The sequence below is a fragment of the Skermanella mucosa genome (genome assembly GCF_016765655.2).
GTDB lineage: Bacteria > Pseudomonadota > Alphaproteobacteria > Azospirillales > Azospirillaceae > Skermanella > Skermanella mucosa.
Genome location: NZ_CP086106.1, coordinates 3,547,677 through 3,573,140 on the forward strand (window position 1 = coordinate 3,547,677; position 25,464 = coordinate 3,573,140).

The following is a 25,464-nucleotide window of genomic DNA, read 5'->3' on the forward strand; positions in this document are numbered from 1 at the left end:
TCCTGCGAACTTAGACCAGCCCCAAACGCCGCTCAATAAGGCCGCAGACCATATGGCCGAGTGTGATGTGCGCCTCCTGGATACGCGCGGTCACCTCGCTGGGAACCACAAGGGCTATGTCGACCATTTCCTTCAAAGCGCCGCCTTTTTTGCCACCGAAGAAAATTGTTTTGGTCTGCCGCCGGCCTGCCTCCTCCACCGCCTGGATCACATTTCGCGAGTTGCCAGAAGTAGAGAAGCACAACAGAGCATCGTTCGGCTGAGCAAGCGCCTCCACTTGGCGGGCGAACAGCCTATCGAAGCCGAAGTCGTTGCCGATGGCGGTTAGAGCCGAACCGTCGGTGGTCAAGGCGATGGCAGCCAACGCGCGGCGATCGCGTGTAAAGCGGACGGTCAATTCCGTCGCGAGGTGCTGGGAATCAGCGGCCGAACCACCATTGCCGCAGAACAGCAGCTTGCCCCCGCTCTGCAGACACTTGACGCATAACTCAGCGGCTGCCTCAATTTTGCCAATGAGCTCAGCGTCTTCTCGAATTCGTTGCATGACTTTAATATGGTCGTCGAGTTCCGCAGTTAGCTCATCCATCCCACTAATTCCCATTGCCGCTGGCTCCAGTCGTTGCCGGCGATCTTCCCGCGCAGCCCTGTGACGGTAGAAAAGCGATTATTGTTCTCTAATCTGACCAATCACTACTGTTGGCAACTTCATCATCATATCAGTTGAACCTGAGTGTTAACAAGTGCATTGGCGCAATATCTCAGTAGGTTGGCGATAGGCGTTCGGGTGAGGCATGATACCGGAATGACCAAAAAGTGTCATTGATTGACCACGTTGTCGCGCGGGTCATCATGCGCGACAATGACGGACTGTTTTTCCGGCTATATGTTGCATCCGCCACCGGGCATCGAAGTCGGCAGATTCAAGCGGTCGTCGATGGCCTGGGAGCCATGTGGCAACGCGGCCGCACTACCCTGCTGCGCTGGCTCCACCTCGTCCAGATCGCCCGCACCCTGCTGATCCTGCTGACCGCAAGGGCCGAGCCGCAGACCCTTGCCTTGATCCGCCTCGGCAGCTGGCGACCGGCAGCGACGCTGACACCCGGACTGGTCAAGGAGGCGCTCGCCGCACGCTTCCGGAATTTCGAGGCTTTCCGACTGCTGCTTGAAACCTACCGGAAATCAGGACCTGTACGGTCCACCGGCCCACCCGCAATCGCCGTGGCTGCCTGAGCACAGCGCAGATCCAGCGTCTTCAGCACCTTAACGACCGCTAACGGCGCGCTCAGACGCCCGCCGATAAAGACCCCATGCGCTCGGACTAGAAACTCCAGATAAGCTTACTATCTGGTCCGGTCTGGCACGGCAAGGTGACGTGAGCTCCGGATGGGATGCAGGAGCGCCGTGTCACTGACTATGGCCCACTCCCAGCCGATCCGGGTGCCGCCCCCGTATACCTTGGATCAGCCAACATCGTGAGCAATTACGTCCCATTCAAGAGTGAACTACGACAGGCCCTATCCCCGTCAACTCCTAGACTGAGCATCGTTTCAGAAAGCATTGATTCCTTATTTGTGCCTAATTTCTTCATATTCGGTGATGGGTTCATGTTTTGGTATCTGCACGTCGCCTTCGCCCCTAGTGCACCGACGTCACTAAAGAACAGGTCAACGCCAGCTAATCGATAGAGTGCAATTGCGGCCTTTATCACCCCTCTGGCAGGTTCCAAAAATTGATGTGGTTAATACGCTTTCAAGTTTGCATGCGTCGTTGGCAAAAATGTACTTTGAACGCGGCAAGAAAATATCTGCACTTTAGTTCACCATACTTTCATCTCAGAAGCTGACATAATGTAACAGCTCTTGGCATGAAAAAGAGTTGAACCATAGATTTGCGTTCAAGTGAGTGGTGTTGTATGAATGATATTAGGAATATGCATGATGACGATTTCGCGTTCTGGCTCACGGTTGTAAAAGTGAGTTCGACGGGTCAATACGTTTTGCTCACTCCTTCGGCATTGCTTGAGGGAGCAATGACGCAATCATCAGTCTCTCAGCAATACACCAAAGCGCGGATAGGCCCCGTTGCATGATTGCTTACTTGGTCGACAGACAGGGGAGACCATCAGCGTTCCGGGAGGATGCATGCCCATTATTTTGGTGACGGAGTTCCGTGCCGCGATCGCAGGCCGGAAGGAGGTCCGATTTGCGGAAATGGTACCGGAATAATCACGGCTTGGGATTTTCATTCATAAGTCCCGTTGCGGATATGGAGACGATTTCCCCATTGATAACTCTGCTGGCGGATACCGGATTTCTCCGGCCCCAAGTGCTGCCGATGCAAGAAACCGCTTTCCACTATATCGACCAATGCCAATTCGGCAGAAGCACATCGAGTTTCCATTTCAATGAATTCCGCTGTCACAAGATTTAAATATACGCATGTGGCATCAGCAGCCTGGGGCATTTCTAGAGACAAATCCGTCTTAAGAGGATTGAGGCATGAGTAATGACGCCCGCGGGCGGCGCGATCATAAGACCATCGATCGGATTTTCGGAATTCCCCTGGTTCAGATCGCCGGCATCTATCGTAGGACTTCATCGGTGCTGCGGCAAAAAAAGAACAAGGCGAATTCTCCCGACGACGCGCCGCGCGTAGGCGTTATCGGCGCAGGCGCCATCGGTGACATAATCCTGGCTACGGGCATGCTCGCAGAAGTCGCCAATCTAATCCAGCGGGCAAGTGTCGATCTGTGGCTGTCGCCGTCGAACCGAGCAATAGCCCCGCTGATCGACAAATCCATCACCATCCGCTGCTTGGATATTAGCGCTCCGTGGCAGGCGCTCGCCGACCTTAGAACGCAGGAATACGATATCCTTATCGATCTTCTACAATGGCCGCGTGTCACATCCCTGCTGGCGGCATTGTCCCGGTCGGATTGCAGGGTTGGGTTCGCTACGCCGTTGCAGCACCGTGAGGCCGGATACGATGTCACGGTGCCGCACTTGAACTCACGGCATGAGATCGACAATTTCCGGTCCCTGTTGACGCCGTTCGGGGAGGCGCAGGGAATGCCGGCGCGGCTGTTCGTGCCGCCGGAGAGCCGGCGCAAGATTGCCCACTGCGGCCTGTCTGGTGCCGTTGTGATCCACCCTTGGGCGGCCGGGACCAACCCAGTACTGCGGGAGTGGCGTCCGGAACGCTGGGCGATCGTGGCGGAAGCCGCGCTCGGCTACGGCCGGCGCGTCGTCCTCACCGGTAGCCGGGCCGATCAAGCGCGCACGGAAACGCTGCGCGCACGCTTGCCCGCAGCGGTCGAAAGTGCCGCTGGGATCCTGTCGCTCCAGGAAACCGCCGCGTTGTGCGAGCACTCGGGTGCCGTTGTTTCGGTCAATACTGGGATCATGCACCTGGCAGCCGTCCTGGGCGCGCCGACGGTTGGACTGCATGGACCGACGAACCCGAAGCGCTGGGGTCCCGTTGGCCCACGCGCGGTCGCCGTCGTCCCCTCCGGTGTCGATTACGGTTACCTGAACCTTGGATTCGAGTATCCGAAGTCGCCACCCGATTCCATGGGCGGCATAGCTGCGGACTCGGTCATCGACGCGATGGAGCGGTTAATGGCCGGAACGTTGGCGCGACCGCGCATTCCGGCACTAAGCCGACCGACCGAGGTTGTTGTCCAGTGATCGGGCGTCTGCGCCTAACAGCGGCGGTACTGACCGGCGCGGCGCTGTTGGCATGCGCCCCCGGCCGCTCGGCAACGCCGTCGGCTGATGCTAATAACGGCTACATGCTGACATTCGCCGAGGATTTCACCGATCCGGCAGCTACCTTCCCGAACGCCCGGTGGACCACTGACTACGCTCGCTGGGGTGGTATGCGGACCCTACCCGACAACGGCGAACGGCAAATCTACGTCGATCGGACGCTGACCGACGATGCCGGACGCCCCCTCGGAATTGATCCGTTTTCGATAGCTGACGGAACCCTAGCCATCGCCGCCAACCCCACGCCCGCGCTATCGCGGCCATTTCTCAACGACCTGCCCTACACCTCGGGACTGCTCACCAGCACCCATTGCCAACTCTACGGCTACTTCGAAATGCGGGCACGCATGCCGAAGGGTCAGGGCCTGTGGCCGGCGTTCTGGCTGGTCGGTGTGGGCGATCACGGCAACCTGGAAATTGACGTCGTAGAAGTGCACGGACAACGGCCGCAGGCTGTCCATCAGACGGTGCATGACACACAAGGCAAGGCAACCCACGTTTACCAGGGACCCGACAGTTCGACCGGATTCCACGTCTACGGCCTCGAATGGACGCCGGATCGCATCGTCTGGTCGGTCGACGGAGTGGAAACCTTTCGACGCCCGAACACCATACATGTTGCCATGTACATGCTGCTGAACTTGGCAGTCGGTGGCAACTGGCCGGGATACCCGGACCGAACCACGCTGTTCCCCGCGCAATTCCTTGTAGATTACGTCCGTGCCTTCCACCGGAGGCCGCATTCGGCTGATCGCGAAACACGTCTCATGCCGACCTGTCCTGAGTAAGGGCCAAGAAACGAGGAGGATTAGTTTTAATGCTTCCGAACGATTGTTCATTCACGCTCGTAGACCCGGTGTCTATGCCATCGTTGGACATCCCAGACCGGCGGCTGCGCCGACGGCAACGCGCAAAGCGTGTGTTCGACCTAGCGTTCGGAGCGTTGTTCCTGGCGCTGTTGGGTCCGCTCTTCGCTTTGGTCGCTCTGGCAGTCGCCACCGACGGTGGGCCAGTACTATTCCGCCACCAGCGTATCGGACGCAGCGGCCGTCCGTTCGCCTGCCTTAAGTTCCGCACGATGATTGTCGACGCTGATTCCGTGCTGCACGACCACCTGGATGCGGATCCGACGGCAGCCGAGGAATGGCGGCGGACGCAAAAGCTGCGGAATGACCCGAGGGTGACCCGCATGGGACGCTTTCTACGAGAGTACAGCCTGGATGAATTGCCCCAACTATTTAACGTACTGGCCGGCGATATGAGCCTCGTTGGGCCGCGACCGATCACGGAGGCGGAGGTAGAGCGCTACGGTAAACTGACTTGCATGTACTTTGCCGTGCGACCTGGCATGACCGGCTTGTGGCAGGTGAGCGGACGCAGCGACATCAGCTTCGCCCAACGCGTCAATATCGACGTTCGCTACCTTTCCACCTGGAGCATCTCCGGCGACCTCTTTCTCCTGATGCGCACGCCGCTCGTGGTCGTCCTGCGCAAGGGCGCTTATTGAATCAGAGGAAGTGACCGTGCATCGCGCCATAAGCTGCGGCCCGGTGCAAGAGAGGATTGACTTGGAAGATCGCAAACACGCGTTCCTCGCCATTGCATGGGCGTTGATGGAGGGCTCGGGGCGGCATGTCCTATCGCTCGTCTTCTTCATCTTGCTGACCAGGCTGCTCGGGCCGGAGGAGATCGGCCTGTTCGCGATGGTGCTTGTGGTCCAAGCCTTCCTCGCCGCATTCGTCGGCCAGTCCATGGGCGACCTCGTGATCCAGCGCCCAGAGTTCCACCGCCACCACATGGACGCGGCGTTCTGGATGGATGTCGGGCTAGCGATCACCCTATCAGCTGGCACTGCCCTGGCTGCGGGGATGATCGGGCGCGCCATGCAACATGAGGACATCGCCGCAGTCGTCCAGACGCTCGCCGCAGTGACCATTGTGGGAACGCTGGGGAATGTGCCGTTGGCGCTAATGCAGCGGGAGGTCCGTTTCAAGACAATCGCGCACATCGTCCTGCTGTCGCAGACGATCGGCGGGGTGGTTGCCGTGTCCATGGCTCTGGCCGGCTTCGGCGTGTGGAGCCTGGTTGGCAACCAGATCGCTGAAACCAGCATCAAGACCGCCCTAGTGTGGCGCAAGGCAGGTTGGCGGCCGGGACTGCGCATATCTCCGGCCGTCGTCCGCGAGTTAGCGCCGCAGTGGTTCCACGCGATAGGGTTGCGGGTGGTTTTATTCGCCCGCGATAACCTCGACCGCCTTATCATCGGCATGACGTTCGGGTCGACGACACTCGGCTTCTACTCCACAGCACTGCGCATCGTTCGCACCATTACCGACGTCTTCATAGAGGGGATTGCAAAGGCTGTCCTCAGCGTCATCAGCCGAATGCAAGGCAATGACGAGCAACTACAAAACGCGTCGCGCATGTTGGTACGCCTGCTGTCGCTGATGGCATTCCCGGCGCTGGCTGGTATCGCCATCGCCGGTCCGGCGGGATTCACGCTGTTGCTGGGCGAGCGCTGGGCACCAGTGGGCGACCTGCTACCGCTGCTGTCCGTAATGGGCATGGGGTTGGTAATGTTCCACGCGCACAGCATCATCCTACGGGCCGTTGGTCGTTTCGACTGGAACCTAGTACTGGCCGGCAGCGGGATCGCGCTTGACTTACTGCTGATGCTGATTGCGTTGCCTTATGGGCTACTGGCGGTCATCGCAGCGCTGGCGATTCGCAGCCTCGCCTTCATCCCAGTGTACTCTGCCCTGCTGCTGCGGGCGATGGGCATCACACCGCTTTCGGCCGCACGGCAGTACATTCCCGGAATTCTGGTCAGCGCCTTGGTCGCCCTGGACCTCCACTGGATGCTGGGCGTCGTGCCGGATGATGCTACGGTCCGGTTTCTTGCGGCAGTAGCAACGGCAGGGCTCCTCTATGCATTGAGTATCGCCCTCTTCGCCCGTCGCCTCATCGGCACAGTGCGTGCCTCGCTCGCCGTTCGACCAGCTGGCGATCCGCTGCTGGCGGCCGTATCCCCCCTCATCTCGAAGGAGGAGGTATGTCACTGACGGCAATTGGCGTGCTGCTGCTGCCACTCAGCACCCTGCTCCTGCTGGCGCGCCCACATTGGCTGCTTTTCGCCGTCGTCGCCAGCGCACCGTTCTCGGCGACCGCGCTCTTGAACATCGAAAGCGCGACCTTCGGCGTGCAGCCGTATCACTGGTTCGGCGGCCTGTTGCTCGTCGGCTACCTAATACGCCCCGGCTCCGTCGTCGCGGCGCGTGTGACCGGCAGCGACATCCTTCCAGGAGTGTGGCTCGCTGCGCTTGCAATCGCCATCCTCGCCTCACTCTACGCGTTGAGTTGGCGCGCACAGCCAACCCTCTACAATCTCACGCAAACGGTTCTGGTCCTGTTCGGCATAACGGTCAGCTTTGCGGTATTTCGCGCCTCTTGTCGTGAGGGGCGCCTGCACACCGCCATTAGCTGCATGCTGTGGGCCCATGTTTTCGTCACCGCGTGGGGGTTCTTCCAGTTTGCTCTTTTCCGCTTCGGCCTGCCCTATCCGGACTGGCTGTTCAACAACAGCGCCAGCGAGTCGGCCCAACTCTTCGACCAAGTCCTTGAGGCCGCAGTGCCGCGCGTCAGTTCGGTTGCCATTGAGCCCTCGTTCCTGGCGCGCCAACTGCTGAGCGCCCTGGCTCTCGCCCTCGCCCTGGGGGGCATCCACCCGGCCCCAGTCCGCGCGCCCCTCGCTGCGATGGCGATCCTCTTCACTGCCGGGCTCATCCTCTCCACCTCGACAACGGCTCTCATTGGTCTGATGCCGATCGCCGCCTACGTGCTTATCCGCCGAACGCGCCTGGCGCTGCTTGCTGTGGCCCCAGCGGTCGCAGTGGCGGTGGTCGTCATCTGCGTTGCTCCGAACTTCCTTGATGCTTTGAAGGAGGTGACGGTCGAGAAGTCGAACACCGGATCCTTCACCGAGCGCACCGCCTCTGTCGCCGACGGCATTGCCGGCTTCGCCAAAAGCCCATGGCTCGGGCAGGGTTGGGCGTCCATCAACTCCTGGGACCTGCTGTTCTCCTTGCTAGCCAATGTCGGGGTGATCGGCACTGCTGCGTTCGGCGGCTTCGTCCTGTCGCTGCTGCTCCCAACTTTGTCGATCGCCATCGCCCGGCCTTTAGGTCCGGCGCGCGGTGCCAGGGTCGTCGAGGGGGTTGGGCTCGCCTTTGCCGTGGCGCTGATGGCTGACGCCGTCTCCGGCATCTCCTACGTCACCGGCAACCTATGGGTCCTGTCGGGGCTGTTGTGGGCGGCCATCGCCGTGCACCGCCGATCGGCCCGCACACCCCGCGAAGAATGGGACGGACCAAGAGTCTTTCCGTCCGGGCGGTATTACAAATCCCGGACCGCCTCCCCACCACATTCCGACATCGAGGTATTATGTCGCAACACAAGCAACGAGTCGTCGTTCTAACCAACCCGCATCTGTATACGAAAGCAACAGCGTCGATTTTGATCGATCACGGGGTGAACGTGGTCGGGATCGTCTACGCGGAGCAGACCACGATCGGACTGCCGTTGATTCAGGCTTGGCGCTGCCTGAAGCGCAACAGTGCCGCCAAGGCAATGAACAAGGCATTGGGCAAGCTGGTCTACAGCTGTCTCAACGGGCGGCCCGACGCGGCGATTTTCCGCAGGCTTTACGATGGCAACCAGATCAAGCGGTCCATCCACTCGTCCGGCTGCCAGGAACACTACTGCCGCCGCTACGCCGATCCCGGGTCTGTTGCCTTCCTGCACCGTATGGACGCAGACATCATAGTCGTCCACAGCGAGTCTTGGGTACCAAAGTTGGTGCGGGACCTCGCCCGGAGCGGGCTCGTGATCGGCGGCCATCCTGGGCTCACTCCGTTCTACCGAGGCGGACATTCCGCCTTTTGGGCGCTCCACAAGGGTCGGCCTGAGGATGTCGGCTGGACGGTCTTCCACGTCGATGCCGGCGTCGACACCGGAGACGTGATCGTCCAGGGGCGCATCGTCGCCACCGCCGAAGACAGCTTCTACACCCTTTCATGGAAGGCGATGATCGAGATTGCAAACTCGCAGGCGCAGGTCATCCTCGACCACGAACGGGGAGTGCCGGTGGAGCGTCATCCCCACACCCACATCCCTGAAGACTCGCTGTTCGGCTTTCCGACGATGACCGATTACATCCGCTACCGACGCAACCAACAGCTCGTGCGATAGGCCGAGAGAAAGCATCATGGAACACGCTCTGCGGCCCCATCTCATCAGCTGGTTTGAGAGGCTAGCGCATCATACCGGCCTACGGGCGGCCGCCGCACGCAAGTACGGCGGCATCGGCAGCGTCGTGATGCTTCACAGCGTCGTCCACAGGCCGGGCGACTGGCTGTTCCAGGACATCCGGACGTCCTGCGCCTACGTTGAAGCGATCCTGCGCTGGTTGCGGCGGAGCGGCATAGACATCGTCGACATGGACACCGCGTTGCACCGCCTGCGCAACGCAGTCCCGGGCTTCTTCGTCGTAATGACCTTCGATGATGGCTATCGGGACAACATGACCAAAGCACTGCCAATTTTCGAGCGTTACGGCGCGCCGATGACTGTCTACGTCACCAGCCAGATCGTCGACCGAACTCTGTTCTACTGGTGGGGTGGTTTGGTTGAGCTTTTCCAGCGGCACGACGACGTTGATGTTGCGTGCATGGAGCGCCGGTTCCGCACCGCAACGACGACGGACCGCGCCAACTGCCTATATCAGGTTGCCCGCTGGGTCGAACGGGACGTCTGCACGCGCGCCCCGCTACTGACGACAACCTTCCATCGCTACGGCATCACCCTCGGCGACCTGCTCGACCGCGATGCACTGACGCTGGCGGAACTGCAGCACTTCGCGCGGCATCCGCTAGTCAGCATCGGCGGACATGGGCACACGCACCGGCCCTTGGGCAATCTTTCCGAGAGGGAGGCTGCCGAGGAACTACGCGACAATCGCCACTTCCTTGAAGATGCGCTGCAATGCGACATCGGGCATTTCTCCTACCCGCACGGCGACGCCGCTGCATGCGGCCGCCGCGAGGCTACGTTGGTGCGGCAGCTCGGCTATCGCTCAGCTGTCAGCACGCGCAAGGGCAACCTGTTCCCTGGACACGGCGAGCATCCCTTCTTGTTGCCGCGCTCCGGCGTTAACGCGCGACGCGAGCGGCTGGCGAATTTCCAGGTGCAGGTTTCTGGACTCTACCGTGGCGTCGTCAGCCGGGTAGGATCGGAGATTGACCCGGATACCATGGCCGTGGCGCTGAACGCGCCCCGGTCACTGCATTCCTGAACCGATCCTGCCCCCACGGCACGACGAGGCTGATTCGATGATGCGACCGACCGAAGCCCCCCGCCTTCGCCCCTTAGACCGTGTTGCACGGCTGCGGCCAAAGACGGTGACCAGTTCTGATTTAGGCACTTTCGTCCAGATTGTCAGGCGCCGAGGGTTTGCGGTCGCTGCCTTCGTCACGCTCTGCCTCGGCCTCGCCATCGCCGGCATCGCCGTGGTGACGCCTCTCTTCGAGGCCACCGCCGTTGTGCTTATCGGTCAGCGCGAGCGGCAGGTGGTCGACATGGGCCGGGTGGTGGAGCCACTTGAAAAGACTCCGGAGATGGTGGAAACTGAGTTGCATGTCCTGGGATCTCGCCACTTGATGCGTAGCGTGGTTGATCGTCTGAGACTTGATGCCCTGCAGGAGTTCAATCCGGCACTACAGCCGCCGTCGCAGCTGGACCGCGTGCTGCACGACATCACGACAGCTCTTGCCAATTTTGTGCCGGTGCTGGAGCCAATGTTCGCCAACCTGTCGCGCGGCGGCGCGGCGCCACGGGCGGCGGACATTGTCGATGAGGTCCAGAACCGCCTATCGATCACCCGCCAGGGCAAGTCGCGGATACTGGCTGTCACCTTCCGCTCCGCCGATCCGGTGCTCGCTGCGGCCGTACCCAACGCCTTGGCCGAGGCCTATGTCGAAGAACAAGCGGCGAGCAAGGACCGCGGTACCCAAGAGGCCAACCTCTGGCTGCGAGCCCAGCTTGATACGCTGCGCGACGAGGTCGGGGCCGCCGACGAGGCGGTGGAGGCCTTCCGGCGTAGTTCGGGGATGGTCCAGGGGCGGACGGTGTCTCTGGTGCAGGAGCAGATCTCGGCGGCCAGCGATAGTCTGATGGCGGCGCAGAACGCCCGCGCCGTGGCAGAGGCAAAATTGGCGGAGCTCAATCGCACCGTTGACAGCGGTGATCCGGTCGACAGCCTCAGCGAAGTGCTGGCATCACCACTCATCCAACGGCTGCACGAACAAGAAGCCGAGTTGCAGCGCCGCGAACAGGAGTTGCTGCAATCCAACGGCAAGCTCCACCCAGCCGTCATTGCCGTGCGCGCCGAGCTGGTCGGCCTGGAGAGCCGCATCCGCGCCGAAATGAAGAAGATCGAGACGAGCCTGCGCAGCCAAGTCCGCGTCGCTGAGGATCAGGAGGCTCTGTTGCGCGCGCAGCTCGCCACGTTCAAGAGCGATGCTGAAATCATCAATCTTGCCACTGTCAAGCTGCACGCGCTGGAGGCCGATGCGCAGGCTAGCCGCACGGTCTATGAGCGCTTCCTGGCGCGTAACAAGGAAATGCTGGCGGCACCACCGTCCGATGCTGACGCGACGATCGTGTCGCTGGCCGATCAGCCAAGCAAGGCCGCAGTCCCCAATGTGCCACTGGTGCTGGCGCTGACCCTCTTACTATCGGGCTCGGCCGGCCTGCTCGGCGCCTTCCTCGCGGAGCAGGCGGACGACGGCTTCCGCAGCCGTGTGCAACTGGAGCAAGATCTTGGCGCTCCGACCGTCGGGCCGATCCCGCTCGCACGCCGCCGCGCCAGTAGGTGGTGGCGCCGCAGACCGACGAGCGTCGACACCCGTTCGACATTCGGAGAGGCACTAACCTCCGCCTACGGCAAGCTCACCGCTGGACAACTGCGGATCGCTGGCCGGCAGACACCGGCGAGCGTGGTCGTCGTTGCCTCCTCGAACCCGGGCGAAGGCAAGACCACGGTCACGATCAGTCTAGCACAGCTCGTCGCCCGCAACGGACAGCGCGTGATTCTCGTCGATTGCGACCTGCGCCGTCCGCGAGTCCATGCCATGGCCGGAATGTCCATGGCTCCCGGCCTTTCCAACTTGCTCGACGGATCGGCTAGCTTGACGCAGGTTCTGCGCAAGGACACGGCGACGGGGATCACCTGCATCACCGCCGGCTCGGCGACAGAAAACCCAACCGACCGGATCGGATCACCGGAATTCCGCCGGATGCTCGGCGAGCTTCAAATGATGTGCGATGTAATCATCATCGACACGCCGCCTGTTTCGGTCTCTATTGACGCCTTAATTCTAGCGGCACTGGCCGACCACACCTTGTTCCTCGTTCGTTGGGGTGCAACGCGGCGGCAGACAGTCGCTCTCATGTATCGCGAGCTCGCCGAGGCTGCGAAGACTACCCCTGTTGCTGCCCTGTCCATGGTCAATGCCCGCAAAAACGCCCGCTATAGGTTCGGCGACAGTGGGCAATACTATGGCTCGACCCAGAAGTTCTATCGTTGAGGAGGATCGACGATGTGTGACATTATGTGCTCTGGCGACGTCGCGGCTAATCGAGCGGCGGACGGGACGATACCGGACCGCTGCGAGATCATTATTCCCAGTTATAACCGACCGCAACGGTTGTACGAGACTGTGCGGGCGGTGCGGCACATCTATCCGGACATGCCGCTCTGCCTAGCAGTCCAGGGCGAGGCGGCGCACGACGATCTGGCTGCCTTGGTCGCGCGGGATGGCCGCATCCGTCTCGACCACCACCGGGAGCCGGGCGTGGTATCTGCTCTGAACACCAGCATTACGTCATCCACTGCCGATGTCGTACTGCTGCTCGACGACGACGCGGTGCCCTGCGTCGGGTGGCTGGAGGCGCACCTCGCCGCACTCAACAGCGACTCCCGCATTGCCTACACCTCGGGGCGGGAGGTTAACGTCACCCAGAGCCGGTCCGCCATCTCCGAGGTGCTCCGCATCGGGGCGGAAAAACTACTGGGCTTCCTGGTTCCAGTGGAGTGCCGTGTCAATGGCCGGATCATCGGCTGGACAACGCGGTTCGGCCTGATCTTCACCAACTTCTGCCATCCCGGGCGAGCGCGCATCAACGCTCCCATGGAAGGCAATTTTGCGACGCGAACTGCGGATTTCCGCGCTGTCGGCGGCTTCGACCCGCGTTTCATCGGCAATGCCTGGGGCTACGGGGCCGAACTTGGGCAACGCTTTGAGCGGCAGGGGCGGACGGGCGCCTATGTGGGCGATGCTATTATCTTGCACTATCCGCACCCAAGCGGTGGCAGCCGAGCCCGCAAGGGCAACACTTGGTATTTCGACTTCCTGCGCAACAACGCGATCCTGATTGAATCCATCGGCGCGTTCGGCTGGGCTGGCGCGGCACCGCGCCTGATCAAGCGCTATGTCCAGAACCTCCGACTGACCTGACGCCCCATCCCGCCGTCCGCCCTCCGTCAACGAGGTACCCGCCATCAGCTATTAGCCCCATATCATTCACGATTTGGAAAATTGACCAGTATCCCTTAGTTAACAGGTCGACACTTCGGAGCGCTATTGCCCCTACATCTCCATGATCTTTGCGCCCGCAGTTGGATCATGTCCCACGGCTTAGTGGAGGAGGACCTGGGCTGGCGGGGGCATGGCGCACAAACTGGTTGAACCGCGCCGGGATTTCCGGAGGCCGATTTGGTTGAGTCACGCCGCCATTGGGACGTGCTCGGTTTGAGCATAGTAGCGCGCTTCGGCCTCGGCGGGAGGGATGTTGCCGATGGGTTCGAGCAGGCGCCGGTGGTTGAACCAGTCCACCCATTCCAGAGTGGCGAACTCGACAGCCTCCAGGGTGCGCCATGGCCCTCGGCGGCGGATCACCTCGGTCTTGTAGAGGCCGTTGATCGTCTCGGCCAAGGCGTTGTCATAGCTGTCGCCAACGCTTCCCACGGAGGGCTCGACGCCAGCGTCGGTGAGACGCTCGGTGTACTTGATAGCAACATATTGCGACCCACGGTCGGAATGATGAATGAGACCGCTGCCTTTGGCAGGCCGGCGGTCGTGGAGCGCCTGCTCCAGGGCATCCAGCACGAAGCCGGCGTGGGCGGTGCTTGAGACCCGCCAGCCGACGATCCGCCGGGCAAAGGCGTCGATGACGAAGGCCACGTAGACGAAGCCCTGCCACGTCGCGAGTGGAGTAGGAAGCGCTGAAGCGCTTCCCCTCCCCGAACCGTACGTGCACCTTTCAGCGCATACGGCTCTCCATTCAACCTTGGCCCAAGGCCATTGCGACATCATGGTATCGGGAGGTGACGGTATTCCGAAGCTCGTCCCTGAAGATGTAGGGATTTCGCTCCGGGTTGCGCCACCGGAACTGCGCCTTCGGGCTGGTAACCAGGCGGCGCAGTCCCTTGCCGACAGGAGCACCCTGTCCATTCCGGCCGTAAACCAACCAGGTTTTCGTCTGGCCAGGGTTCGGAGCGCGATACCATTTCCGCATCAAGGGTTTGATGCCTGAACGATATTTGCTCGCGAGCCAGTGCGCCAGTTTCCAGAACACGACGGTGTCGATGCGCCGGAACGTGCGCGCCGTGAAGTCGGCGAACTTGTAGAACGCGGCCCAGCCCGTCAGTTGACGGTTCAGGCTGTCGATCATGTCCACCGAGGCGATATCATGATTGCCGGAGAGTGCCTCGACCAGGCGGTGAACGAAGGTCTTGGCCTTCTCCTTGGGTATCGTGGTGACCACGGACATGCGTCCGCTCGATCCCCGCTTGCGAATGATCCGGTGTCCCAGAAAGACGATACCATCGTCAACGTGAGTGATATGGGTCTTGTCCATATTCAACGTCAGCTTCAGGCGGTCTTCCAGAAAGACCCGGCATTCCTCGCGGATCACCTCGGCATGCGCCTTGGTGCCCTTGACGATAACGACGAAGTCATCGGCATAGCGGCAATAGGCGACAGCAGGTTTCCATTGCCGGTTCTCGCGAACTGCAACAGGACGCTCCTGCTGTATGCCGAAGTTCCATGCCCAACGATCCTTGCGGGCTTTGCCGTTCAGGTATTTCGCCTCCAGCCACGCATCAAACTCGTGGAGCATGATATTGGACAGGAGCGGCGACAACACACCGCCTTGCGGAACACCCTCACTGGCTGCCACGAACAAGCCCCGATCAACGTGGCCTGCTTTGAGGATGCGCCAGAGCAGATCGACGAACCGTTCATCGCGTATCCGCCGGCGAACGCAGTGAAGCAGCAGTCGGTGGTGGACCGTGTCGAAGTAGCTCGCCAGATCACCTTCGATGATCCAGCGTCCCTTCGTCCCGGACCCACTATCCTGCAGCTGTATCTTCACGGTCCGGACAGCATGATGCACGCTGCGCTCCGGCCTGAAGCCGTAGGAGAGACGATGGAAGTCGCTTTCCCAGATCGGCTCCATGGCCATCAGCATCGCACGCTGGACGATACGGTCGGTCAGGGTTGGGATACCCAGCGGTCGTCGCTTGCCGTTGGCTTTCGGGATATAGATTCGCCTGACCGGCTGTGGACGGTAAGTCCCGTCGAGCAGGTCGGTCCGCAGGCTGGCCAGATGTTCCGCCAGTCCAGCCTGCATTCCTTGCTTATCCATTCCGTCGAGACCCGGCGTATTGGCGCCACTCGACGTCAGTACGATCCGGGCGGCTTCGGCAAGCCACGCTCCATTGGCGATGAGCCGGAGAAGTCGATCGAACCGACGGTTCGGGTCGCTCTCGGCCCATGTCGCGAGCTTGTGCTGCATTTCGCTGATTATCAAAGGTCTTCACCTCATTGGGTCAGGTAGTCTGCACTCCAAGCTGATTGAACTGTCCTCCTTCGCCATGTGACAGGCTTTCCCTGTCGCAGACTACTACGAGGACTCCGCCAGCATGATGGACATCGGAGTCAATCCCTTGGCATTCCATCATGCCTTCCCTCGTTCATATGCTGGACGTCTCACGCACTGGGTCGGTTGCCGGTCGCAGTCCTTGTCCTTGCGTCCCGCAAGTCGATGCCGATGCCATGGCCTGGCTGCGTTCTCTCCATGGCTCCCCGCAGGTGCCCTACATTTGCACCTGCGTTCGGATGCCGCCGACATACGTCTCCGGCGGCCTCATCAGCATTCCGCCTGTTAAGCCGTGTAGGCGAAGGCGACATTTCAGCCCTCGGATGCGGATTAACCGGTTCGTGTTCCTCAACCTTCCAGTGCTACAGCCTCGGGAACCATCTCGGCGTAACGGCTTCGCCTCAATTCCCTTTACCTGCGGGCTACGTCACCCTGCCAGTTGACGGCAGGTCACCGCCGCTTGGGCTCATGCCCCCTCACAGCAGAGGGCAGGGCTTTCTTCATTTCCCTCCTTTCTCATCAGCATTCCAGCGATATGCACCCCGGACCATCCGGGACGAGGCGCACCATACGTGAAATCCGCGACCCACAAGGCATTCGGGCAGGACGCCTGGAACTGGCGGTTCACCCGGTCGGCGGGGCACGGTGCCGCCCGGTCGCTGATCGTCGTCCGTACCGTCTTGCCGCGTGTCACCCCCTTCAGCCCCATGCGCCGCATCAGGCGGGCTACCGTGCAACGCGCCACGTCAAGGCCTTCCCGCCGCAACTGCCGCCAGACCTTCCGGACCCCGTAGACCTGGAAATTCTCATCCCAGATCCGCCGGATAGCCACGCTGAGCCCCGCGTCGCTGTGCGAGCGGGCCGGCGCCTTGGACAGGTCAGTCCGCCGGGCGGCATGGGCGCGGTAGGTCGACGGGGCGATCGGCAGAACCTTGCAGATCGGCTCGACCCCGTGGACGGTGCGCTGCTCGTCGATGAAGGCGATCATTTCCTGAACGGGCGGTCGAGCTCCGCCTGGGCGAAATACGCAGATGTCTTGCGAAGGATCTCATTCGCCTGGCGCAGTTCCCGGACCTCGCGCTCCAGCGCCTTGATCCGCTCCTGCTCGTCCGTCCTCGAGCCAGGCCGTTTCCCCTGGTCACGCTCGGCCTGCCGGCCCCGCAGCGTCTCCGCCGTGCAGCCGATCTTCGCCGCGATCGAGCTGATCGCCGCCCACTGCGAAGCGTGCTCCCCTTCGTGCTCGAACACCATCCGAACCGCGCGTTCGCGGACTTCAGGGGCAAACTTAGGTGATGCTTGTTTCGTCATGATGACCCCAGTCTCTCAAGAAACGGGGCCTCCGGTAAACCCGGTGCGGTTCATTGCCCGTTTTAAAAGTGCAGCCAGTCCGATTGAGCGCGGGGGAAGGGTCACGTCTATAGCTGTTTGGAAGGGCGGAGATGCCCATTCTGGAGGCCGCAATGTGGACACCCGAGGATCGAGCGCTGGTTGGGGATTATGGTTCCGGTCAGGCCTTGAGCGATGATCAGTACCGCCTGATCGAGCCGTTCATCCCGCCGCCGAAGCCGGGCGGTCGGCCCCGGACCACCGATATGCGGCAGATGCTGGATGGCCTGTTCTATGTCGTGCGCACCGGGTGTCAGTGGCGCCACCTGCCACCGCCTCCCGCTTTTCCACCGTGGCAAACAGTCTATGGCTATTTCCGAACTTTCCTGGAGGGTGGTGTGTGGGAAACCATCCGCCACTATCTGGTCATAACTCTGCGCGAGACCGAAGGTCGAGAGGCCAGCCCGACGGCTGTCATCATCGACACCCAGACCGTCAAAACCACGGAAAAAGGGGCTCTCGCGGCTACGATGCCGCCAAGAAGGTCAAGGGCCGCAAGCGCCATATCGGGGTCGATACCTCTGGCTTTCTGCTCGGTGTCCTCGTTCACGCTGCCGATATCCAGGACGCCGACAGCGCTTCCCTCTGTGCCAACGTCGGATGAGACAGTTGCCTGCTGAACTGATCAGTAGAGGGCGCTGTTGAGGACCTGATGAGCATGACTTCCCTACCCCAAACCGGAACCCCGCTTTCACCACCGGACCCGGAGGTGAGTGACCGGCCCCAGCGCCGGACGTTCAGCGTGGCCGACAAGCTGCGCATCCTGGACGAGATCGACCGCGCCCGTCCCGGTGATGTCGGCGCCATCCTGCGTCGTGAAGGTCTGTACTCGTCCAATGTCGGACGGTGGCGCCGACAGCGCGACGCCGGCACGCTGCACGGACCGGCGCCGGCCAGATCGGGGCCGAAGAGCGCGCCGGCCAATCCTCACAAGAACGACGTGGTGCGCCTGGAGCGGGAGAACGCTCGCCTGCGCGACCAGCTCACCCGCGCCGAGGCGATCATCGAGCTCCAAAAAAAAGTCGCTCAGCTGCTGGAGACCTCACTCGGCTCGACCGATCCGGGCGAGCGCAGGTGATGACCGCCATCGAGCAGGCGGTCCCGGCCGTGGACGTCGCCACCGCCTGCCGGGCGCTCGGCGTCCCCCGCGCCAGCTTCTACCGCCATCGCGACAGGCTGCGCCAGGTCGGGCCGCCCCTCCCGCCGGTGCGCCGGCCCTCTCCTCCGCGCGCGCTGAGCAGGACCGAGTGCCGTCAGGTTCTCGACCTGCTGCACAGCGAGCGCTTCGTCGATGCCGCCCCGGCCCAGGTCTACGCCACGCTGCTCGACGAGGGGCGATACCTGTGCTCGGTGCGCACCATGTACCGCCTGCTGGCCGCCAATGACGAGGTTCGGGAGCGCCGGCAGCAGCGCCGGCATCCGGTCTATACCAAGCCCGAACTGCTGGCCACCGGCCCCAACCAGGTGTGGAGCTGGGACATCACCAAGCTGAAGGGGCCGGTCAAGGGCACGTGGCTGTGCCTGTACGTCATTCTCGACATCTTCAGCCGCGCCGTGGTGGGGTGGACGGTAGCCTACCGGGAAAGCGCCGCGCTTGCCGAGCGGCTGATCCGGCAGACCGTGCGCAAACAGGGTGTCGCCCGTGACCGGCTGACGCTGCATGCCGACCGCGGCGGCGCCATGAAGGCCAGGGCGGTGGTCGAGTTGCTGGCCGACCTCGGCGTGACGCGCAGCCACAGCCGGCCGCAGCAGTCCAACGACAATCCGTTCTCCGAGGCGCAGTTCAAGACGCTGAAGTACCATCGCGACTTCCCCGAGCGCTTCGGCTCGATCCAGGACGCCCGGGTGTTCTGCCGCACCTTCTTCGCCTGGTACAACACCGTGCACCGGCACTCCGGGCTGGCGCTGATGACGCCGCACCAGGTCCACTATGGCGACACCGGCGCGATCCGGTCGGCACGGCAGGCAGTGCTCGATGACGTCCACCGCCGGCATCCCGAACGCTTCGTGAGCAAGCGGCCCGAAGCTCCCGCACCGCCCGCGGCGGTCTGGATCAACCCGCCGGCCGCGCCGGAGGAAGGCGGCGGCGCACATCCCTCATCCCGATGTTCGGCTGAACAGCGGCCATCCCGCCGTCCCGGCCTGCCGACCTCACCGCCGGCGCACGAGGGAACGGGCAAGGTCCTTCTCGAGGGACCCGCCCACGGGGCGGGACGGAAGGGCCTTGCGCGGCCCGAGAGCGCCGGCATCCTGGAAGCGGACGAACGGCCGTGGGAAAACCACCCCGCCGGCAGTCAGCCCCAACCCTGAGCTACGACAAAACGAGCAGCTGTCTCATACGCGTTGACATGTACCGCTTGGGATCTGCTGAAGAAGATTAAGCACCTCTACTGCTGGCTCCAGGTCGTCTTCGCCGACAGCATCTACAATCGGTTGCCGGTCCTGCTCGCCTGCTTCCTGCTCGGCCTGACGCTGATCATCGTCCGCCGGATCGCCGGGACAACTGGCTTCGTCGTCATCCCTCGCAGATGGATCGTTGAAAGAACATTCGGCTGGTTCGGGCGATGGCGTCGCCTGTCCAAAGACTATGAAGAATTGCCAGAAGTCTCCGAAGCCATGGTCACCCTCGCAGCCATTCGCATGATGCTACAGCGCCTCGCCCACCCAAATCGAAAGCGCCTGCCACCTCCATGACTTTCAAAACGGGCAGTCAGACCTCGCAATTCCCCCTCGCCGGCGAACGGCGAGGGGGCGAGATCGGCCCGATGGCGGTGAGCAGGCTAAGGTCATCGACCGGCGGTCGGGGTCCGCGTGGCCGGGCGGGGAGCGCAGTCGGCCGGGCGGCTTGCCCAGAAGGTTGATCGCGGTATGGCCAAGTGCGGCAGACCCGCTGCATAGCGTAGGGGCGCTGAGTGGACGGCGAGGTCCCCGCGCTCATCCACGCTACCTCGCCCAGTGAAAAAGGGTTGCAGCCGCCAAGCGCCCAATCTTGTCGCGCAGCAGTTCGTTCTCCATGCCCAACTCGCCGACTCGCTTTTGGACAGCGTCGATACCAGCTTGAACGGGATCGCCGTCGGCGCGCTCCTTCAGGCCAGCATCCGCCGCCGCCAGCACCTTGTCGCGCCAACGCTCCAGGCGATAGGGCTCGACTCCGATCCCTCGGGAGACCACGTCGAGCGACTCACTTCGTAGCAGGCGGAGGACGGTTTCGCGCTTCAGGGCGGCGCTCCAGCGCTGAATGACGTTCGGCCCGGCTTATTTACCAGTTTCCATCGGCAGCTTAGGGTTGTTTTCCAATCTTCCATCGCCTCTCCCAGATGGACAATCCGGTCTCCAACTTCATCAGCGGCAGATCAAACTTTGGGGACCGTCAGCGCTCTCCAATTTAACCAAACTTTGACTCTAGCAGCTTTATATTTCCTAAAATTTTGCCACCGAATGATGGGCCGTCGTTGCCATCACCTCGGAACAAGTCATGCTATCAAACACATTCGACGGTTATCATTTAGCATTCGCCGATGAATTTACCGATGTAACGGCGAGCTTCCCAAACCTGTCCTGGACTACGGATTTCTCCCGGTGGGGTGGGTTAAGGACACTGTCCGGGAACAAAGAGCTTCAGAACTACGTCGATCCCGGTTTCAAAGGGAACTCCGACAGGCCTCTGGGTCTCAATCCGTTCTTGGTAAAAGATGGCGTTCTGACGATAGAGGCAAAGCCGACGCCGCCAGAAATGAAATCTCACTTTGAGAACCTGCCTTACACGTCGGGGCTGCTAACAAGTGCGCACACGCAGACCTACGGTTACTTCGAAGTCCGTAGCCAGTTGCCCACAGGGAAAGGCTTATGGCCGGCCTTCTGGATGGTAGGAGACGGAAATTATGGTAACCGTGAGATTGACATCTTCGAAGTTCTCGGTGACGCACCCGGCCGTGTCTATCAAACGGTCCACCGTCCGGACCTGCCGAGTGCGAGCAATAGCTATTATGGTATCAATGCATCCGACGGCTTTCATACGTTTGGATTGGAGTGGTCGCCGGACGAGATCATCTGGTACGTGGATGGCCAAACGACGTTCCGGCAGCCGAACTTCGTCGATGTTCCCATGTACATGCTGTTGAACTTGGCGGTGGGTGGAAGCTGGCCTGGTTCACCAGACGCCACGACATCGTTCCCCGCGCAGATGCACATCGACTATGTCCGCGCTTATGAGGACACCGTGACCCAGCCCATTTTGCGCGCCGGAACCTCATCCGACGACAGGTTGTCTGGGAGTACGCGTACGGACAAGCTTTCGGGCAAAGCCGGAAACGACATTCTGATTGGGGGCATGGGGAAGGATACGCTCGATGGGGGTGCGGGGATCGATACCGCGTACTATGCGGGCTCAACGGGCGCCGTGTCCGTCAATCTGCAGGACAAGTTCGCCAAGGGCGGTCATGCCGACGGCGACACCCTGGTCAATATCGAAAATCTTACGGGATCTGCCTTTCGCGACACTCTGATGGGGAACGGCCTTGACAACCGGATCGACGGCGGACCGGGCAGCGACACCCTCACCGGCAATGGCGGTTCGGACATTTTCGTCATCCGCAATGGCGAAGCTGGCGACACGATCACGGACTTCGGTGCGAACGATCGATTACGCCTCGAAGCCTTCGGCATTACCACGTTTCGAGACCTCCAGGCACAACTCGGGCAGAGCGGCTCAGACACCGTTCTCAACCTCAGTAAAGAGACCATCACCTTCCGGAAGGTACAGGCCTCATTGCTCAAGGCCGAGCAGTTTATCATGGTTGCCGACGCAACTCCTTCTGCGTCGCCTGCCGCTGCTAGTAGCCATGCCGTCATCGCCGTCAGCGCCCGTGGGACCGCAGCTGAAGGCTTGAACGCCCATTTCAACGTGCTTGTAGATGGAAAGAAGATTGGCGCAGCGACGGCTGGAACGGCGACGAAGAACTTCATCTTCAAAACGGACGTAGCGGCTGACCAGCTCCATAAGGTGCAGGTACAATTCGACAATGACGCGGTTATCAACGGCGTCGATCGGAACCTTCACGTCGGGAAGATCTCCATCAACGGAACGTCCTTCGCGCTTTCGTCTTCCGATGTGGTCTATGACCGGGGCGCACTAGACGGACGGGACGTCCTCCCGGGGCGGTCCGCCATGTGGTGGAACGGAACGCTGGTGATATCCGCCGAAAAACACCTGTTTCCGGCATCCGTGAAGACCACGGCATTCGACGTGACGGAACAGCAGGGGGCATATCTGCCTGCTACGTCAAGTGCCGTAGAGGCGTCCGCAGCAGACATGTACTTGGAACCGCTTTTGGACATAGTCGGAATGAAACATATTCCAGAATCTTACAATTTTTTGTTCTAGTGCTGAGCGCCGAAGAGCGCACCCCGTGAGAGACGGCTCCGGGTTTCTGAGGTGGCTCCGCTTGTCTGAACAGATTTTTCGGCGGATAAGTGGAGGAGCTGCCGGGTTCAGGCTGCGGCGCACGTCTGGCAGAGCGTCTTGCCATGCCGGCCAGCAGCCACACCTTGCTCAGGCTGGTCGGCCGGATCGAACCTGAGGAACCGGCTGTGGTTCGGGCTATCGGCATCAATGACTGGGCGTGGCGCAAAGGCCATCATTATGGCACCATCGTCGTGGATCTGGAGCGCCGCAAGGTGGTGGATCTGCTGGCCGACCGGGAAGCCGACACGGTTGCCCGGCGGCTAGTGGAGCAACCGGAGATCAAGGTGATCAGCCGCGATCGCAGCGCCGCCTATGCTGACGCCGCTCCGCGCACCCCAGGTGCTTCAGGCAGCGGATCGTTGGCACCTGCTGGAAAACCTCGGCCGGATGGTTCGTACCGCTCTGGGTCGACATGGACCAACCCTGCACGCAGCGGCCCAGGAAGTACACAGACCAGTCACCGGCGAACCGGAGTCGAATGACACTCCACCGCCGATGACGAGCGTCGAGCGCCAGCAATATGAGGGGTGAGAGCGCCGCCGGACCGCCTGGGACGAAGTGGTTCGCCTTCATGGCGAGGGCAGGTCGATCAAGGCAATTGTCCGGCAGCTTGGTCTGGGCCGGAACACCATGCGCAAGCTGGTGCGTGGCGTTCAGCCCGAGGTACGGCGACCCCGGCAGAGTTCGCTGAGGCCCTATGTGGCGATGCTGGAGCGACGGTGGGCGGTAGGCTGCCGCAACGGCGCCTAGCTGTGGCGGGAAACCTGTGAAGCTGGGTTCCGCCGGCGGGCAACGGGTCGTGACCGAGTGGGTGACCCGCCAGCGCCTGGTATCGCGGCCGGAGCGCGTGGCATCGGCGTTCGCCGCTCCGACCCGCCGCCGGTTGGCCATCCGAGGAGCGGCTTTATCCTGAGCGTCTGTTCAGCATCTCGCCCGCGATCGCGGCCCTGTACGATCTCGCCCAGCGGTTTGGACGCATGGTCCGGCAGCACGGCGCCGACGATCTGACACCCTGGCTGGCGGAAGCTTTGGAGAGCGATCTCCGGCCCTCCGCCGAGGGGCTTCGCCACGACCTTGCCGCTGTATGGGCCGCTCTCGCCACGCCCTGGAGCAATGGCCAAGCCGAAGGCCAGATCACCCGCCTGAAGCTGATCAAGCGCTCCATGTATGGCCGGGTGAAGCTCGATCTCCTGCGCATCAGGGTAATGGCGGCCTGACATCCAGCGTCATCAAGTTTGCATATGTTCACGAATCCGACCAGCATTTTCATCAATCCGGCCACCTGCGCTTAAACCATGGCAGGCACTTCGCGAGGGCGACGGCTGGCCCCGCCCCATGGGGCGGGGCCAGCCGTGGGCGTCTGACGCAAGTTCACTTTACGGTTGTTTTCTCGAGGTTGGAAGTGGGTTGATCGATGGCGCTGCCGGAGGGGGCGGTGCCACCGCGAGCGGGTTTGCGCAGGAAGTCACCCTGAAGTTCAACCCGGTAGGCGGCGCGAACAATGCGGTCCAGTATCGCCTCGGAGTAAGTGGAATCCCCGATCGCCCGATGCCAGCTGGTCAGGGGGATTTGGGAGGCCAGGATGATCGAGCCGCGGTCATGGCGGTCATCGACGATCTCCATCAGATCCCGCCGCTGGGGCGCGGTCAGCTCACTCATCATCCAGTCGTCGAGGATCAGGAGATCGACCCTGGCAAGCCGCCGCATCAGAGCCCCGGCTCCCGAGCCGAGGCGCGCCGTTGCGATGTCGTCCAGCAGGCGCGACAGCCGGGAGTAGAGCACGCTGAAGCCTTCCCGTGCCGCCTGATTGCCGAGCGCGCACGCGATCCATGTTTTACCGGTGCCAGTCGCCCCAGTCAGGATCACGTGGCGGTGCTCGATACACCAGCTTCGGAACCGCTGAACATCCAGTGCTGTTGGATATCAGCCCGCGCGTTGGACACAGATCGTTGCTGGCGCTGGCCCACTGGGTGGCGAACCGCGATGACGGCAGCGGAAGATCGGACACGGACGGTGTGGCGGGACCCGCCGACGGACCGGCGGCGCAGGCTGGCCGTGCTGATCGGCCGCCTCGCCCATCGGCAGTTGACGGTGTGGGCCGGCCGGGAGACGGGCGATGAGCGAACCTGCCCCGCCGATGCCCCGGACGACCGCGCCGCCGGGCAAGGTCGACGACCGGCACCGTGACCGCCTGGCGGTCGTCTACGTCCGGCAGTCGACGCTTCAGCAGGTCGAGCGCAACCAGGAATCGACCCGCCTGCAGTACGCCCTGGTCGAACACGCCGTCCGGCTGGGCTGGACGCGGGAGCGCGTCTTGGTGATCGACGACGACCTGGGCCGCTCCGCCGCGTCCACCGCCGGGCGGCCCGGCTTCCAGCGCCTGGTGGCGGAGGTCGGGCTCGGGCACGTCAGCCTGATCCTCGGGTTCGAAGTCTCCCGGCTCGCCCGCTCCTGCCGGGACTGGTACCATCTCCTGGAGATCTGCGCCCTGGCCGGCACGCTGATCGGCGACAACGACGGCGTGTACGATCCCACTTCTTGATACCCCTACTCGGTCGAGGAATGCTCGGTCTGAACAGATCACGATCACAGATCCGAGGCATCCACTCTACGGCCGGAGCTTTCCGCTGATTTCGGTGACCGGCCTGCGACATGGAAACGGGCACGCTTATATCGATGATCGCGGCCGCGCCGTGTTGAGGATTCGGATCGAGGTGACAAGCCTGTGCTCAACGCCATTGGCCCTGCCATTCAGCAAGCTCTCGCTCGAGGCCATTCAGGATCTGGTTCAGGTTGCCTTCCGGGAGGACGGGATCCGGCGGCTGGCCCCGCAAACCGCTGCTTGCCCCT

General features: G+C 62.0%; 21 protein-coding genes, 4 pseudogenes and 1 other annotated feature. Of the genes and pseudogenes, 19 read left to right on the plus strand and 6 right to left on the minus strand.

The genetic code is table 11. The annotated features are described in order from the left end of the window. Positions 1 to 10 precede the first annotated feature (10 nt). The gene (locus JL100_RS16330) at positions 11 to 586 is read right to left on the minus strand and encodes a D-sedoheptulose-7-phosphate isomerase (protein ID WP_202685528.1); all 576 of its coding nucleotides are present in this window, start codon (positions 584 to 586) and stop codon (positions 11 to 13) included. A gap of 227 nt (positions 587 to 813) precedes the next feature. On the opposite strand from JL100_RS16330, the gene JL100_RS16335 reads away from it, so the two are divergent. The 10 genes from JL100_RS16335 (at position 814) to JL100_RS16380 (ending at position 13,339) form a co-directional block, all read left to right on the plus strand. Beyond that, positions 814 to 1,230 (plus strand): hypothetical protein, encoded by a 417-nt coding sequence (locus tag JL100_RS16335; RefSeq protein ID WP_202685529.1) that lies wholly within the window; start codon positions 814 to 816, stop codon positions 1,228 to 1,230. A 1,268-nt stretch (positions 1,231 to 2,498) separates the two neighbouring features. Beyond that, complete coding sequence (locus tag JL100_RS16340) at positions 2,499 to 3,686, plus strand: glycosyltransferase family 9 protein (protein WP_202685530.1); 1,188 nt, start codon at positions 2,499 to 2,501, stop codon at positions 3,684 to 3,686. Beyond that, a complete protein-coding gene (locus JL100_RS16345; protein WP_202685531.1) occupies positions 3,683 to 4,555 on the plus strand; it encodes a glycoside hydrolase family 16 protein in 873 nt (290 codons plus the stop codon). Before JL100_RS16340 ends, JL100_RS16345 begins: the two co-directional genes overlap by 4 nt. A 29-nt stretch (positions 4,556 to 4,584) precedes the next feature. Beyond that, positions 4,585 to 5,274, plus strand: coding sequence for a sugar transferase (locus tag JL100_RS16350; protein ID WP_228420748.1), 690 nt, complete (start codon positions 4,585 to 4,587; stop codon positions 5,272 to 5,274). 61 nt (positions 5,275 to 5,335) lie between these two features. Further along, positions 5,336 to 6,829 carry a lipopolysaccharide biosynthesis protein gene (locus tag JL100_RS16355; RefSeq protein WP_202685532.1) on the plus strand — a complete coding sequence of 498 codons (1,494 nt, stop codon included), beginning with the start codon at positions 5,336 to 5,338 and terminating at the stop codon, positions 6,827 to 6,829. After that, positions 6,820 to 8,241 carry an O-antigen ligase family protein gene (locus JL100_RS16360; protein ID WP_202685533.1) on the plus strand — a complete coding sequence of 474 codons (1,422 nt, stop codon included), beginning with the start codon at positions 6,820 to 6,822 and terminating at the stop codon, positions 8,239 to 8,241. The genes JL100_RS16355 and JL100_RS16360 overlap by 10 nt, the downstream gene beginning before the upstream one ends. Next, positions 8,208 to 9,014: a formyltransferase family protein gene (locus tag JL100_RS16365; protein ID WP_202685534.1), complete on the plus strand. Its 807-nt coding sequence runs from the start codon at positions 8,208 to 8,210 to the stop codon at positions 9,012 to 9,014. Before JL100_RS16360 ends, JL100_RS16365 begins: the two co-directional genes overlap by 34 nt. 16 nt (positions 9,015 to 9,030) lie before the next feature. After that, positions 9,031 to 10,116, plus strand: a complete 1,086-nt coding sequence (locus JL100_RS16370) for a polysaccharide deacetylase family protein (RefSeq protein ID WP_202685535.1) — start codon at positions 9,031 to 9,033, stop codon at positions 10,114 to 10,116. Between the two features lie 106 nt (positions 10,117 to 10,222). After that, a complete protein-coding gene (locus JL100_RS16375) occupies positions 10,223 to 12,409 on the plus strand; it encodes a GumC family protein (protein WP_202685536.1) in 2,187 nt (728 codons plus the stop codon). A gap of 12 nt (positions 12,410 to 12,421) precedes the next feature. Then, a complete protein-coding gene (locus JL100_RS16380; protein WP_202685537.1) occupies positions 12,422 to 13,339 on the plus strand; it encodes a glycosyltransferase family 2 protein in 918 nt (305 codons plus the stop codon). Positions 13,340 to 13,606: 267 nt separating this feature from the next. Here the strand turns inward: JL100_RS16380 and JL100_RS16385 are convergent. The 3 genes and pseudogenes from JL100_RS16385 to JL100_RS16395 form a co-directional block, all read right to left on the minus strand. Further along, positions 13,607 to 14,098: pseudogene (locus tag JL100_RS16385) on the minus strand (IS3 family transposase); the annotation flags it as partial. A gap of 67 nt (positions 14,099 to 14,165) precedes the next feature. After that, positions 14,166 to 15,680, minus strand: a complete 1,515-nt coding sequence (gene ltrA, locus JL100_RS16390) for a group II intron reverse transcriptase/maturase (protein WP_228420749.1) — start codon at positions 15,678 to 15,680, stop codon at positions 14,166 to 14,168. A 613-nt stretch (positions 15,681 to 16,293) separates the two neighbouring features. Further along, positions 16,294 to 17,072: pseudogene (locus JL100_RS16395) on the minus strand (IS3 family transposase); the annotation flags it as partial. Beyond that, positions 16,678 to 16,794 (minus strand) — a sequence feature (AL1L pseudoknot). Its footprint overlaps the pseudogene before it by 117 nt. A 152-nt stretch (positions 17,073 to 17,224) precedes the next feature. Here JL100_RS16395 and JL100_RS36835 point away from each other — a divergent pair. From JL100_RS36835 to JL100_RS16410, 4 genes and pseudogenes are all read left to right on the plus strand, one after another. Further along, positions 17,225 to 17,443 (plus strand): annotated as a pseudogene (locus JL100_RS36835) (transposase); the annotation flags it as partial. Between the two features lie 47 nt (positions 17,444 to 17,490). Continuing rightward, complete coding sequence (locus tag JL100_RS36840) at positions 17,491 to 17,754, plus strand: transposase (protein WP_407697020.1); 264 nt, start codon at positions 17,491 to 17,493, stop codon at positions 17,752 to 17,754. Between the two features lie 48 nt (positions 17,755 to 17,802). Next, positions 17,803 to 19,226, plus strand: a pseudogene (locus tag JL100_RS16405) (IS3 family transposase); the annotation flags it as partial. A gap of 267 nt (positions 19,227 to 19,493) precedes the next feature. After that, the gene (locus tag JL100_RS16410) at positions 19,494 to 19,844 is read left to right on the plus strand and encodes a transposase (RefSeq protein WP_228420751.1); all 351 of its coding nucleotides are present in this window, start codon (positions 19,494 to 19,496) and stop codon (positions 19,842 to 19,844) included. Between the two features lie 249 nt (positions 19,845 to 20,093). Here the strand turns inward: JL100_RS16410 and JL100_RS16415 are convergent, their stop codons facing one another. Continuing rightward, a complete protein-coding gene (locus tag JL100_RS16415; protein ID WP_202685657.1) occupies positions 20,094 to 20,321 on the minus strand; it encodes a hypothetical protein in 228 nt (75 codons plus the stop codon). Between the two features lie 304 nt (positions 20,322 to 20,625). On the opposite strand from JL100_RS16415, the gene JL100_RS16420 reads away from it, so the two are divergent. The 4 genes from JL100_RS16420 (at position 20,626) to JL100_RS16430 (ending at position 23,831) form a co-directional block, all read left to right on the plus strand. Then, a complete protein-coding gene (locus JL100_RS16420; RefSeq protein WP_228420752.1) occupies positions 20,626 to 22,533 on the plus strand; it encodes a family 16 glycosylhydrolase in 1,908 nt (635 codons plus the stop codon). A 143-nt stretch (positions 22,534 to 22,676) separates the two neighbouring features. Beyond that, positions 22,677 to 23,096, plus strand: a complete 420-nt coding sequence (locus tag JL100_RS16425; RefSeq protein ID WP_202685656.1) for a transposase — start codon at positions 22,677 to 22,679, stop codon at positions 23,094 to 23,096. A gap of 76 nt (positions 23,097 to 23,172) precedes the next feature. Next, positions 23,173 to 23,364: a hypothetical protein gene (locus tag JL100_RS36845; protein ID WP_202685655.1), complete on the plus strand. Its 192-nt coding sequence runs from the start codon at positions 23,173 to 23,175 to the stop codon at positions 23,362 to 23,364. 167 nt (positions 23,365 to 23,531) lie between these two features. Beyond that, the gene (locus JL100_RS16430) at positions 23,532 to 23,831 is read left to right on the plus strand and encodes a transposase (RefSeq protein WP_407697021.1); all 300 of its coding nucleotides are present in this window, start codon (positions 23,532 to 23,534) and stop codon (positions 23,829 to 23,831) included. Positions 23,832 to 23,985: 154 nt separating this feature from the next. Here JL100_RS16430 and JL100_RS16435 read toward each other — a convergent pair whose 3' ends face one another. After that, positions 23,986 to 24,480, minus strand: a complete 495-nt coding sequence (locus JL100_RS16435; RefSeq protein WP_407696863.1) for an ATP-binding protein — start codon at positions 24,478 to 24,480, stop codon at positions 23,986 to 23,988. A gap of 250 nt (positions 24,481 to 24,730) precedes the next feature. Between JL100_RS16435 and JL100_RS16440 the strand changes: the two genes are divergently transcribed. After that, positions 24,731 to 25,156, plus strand: coding sequence for a recombinase family protein (locus tag JL100_RS16440; RefSeq protein ID WP_228420753.1), 426 nt, complete (start codon positions 24,731 to 24,733; stop codon positions 25,154 to 25,156). Positions 25,157 to 25,464 lie beyond the last annotated feature (308 nt).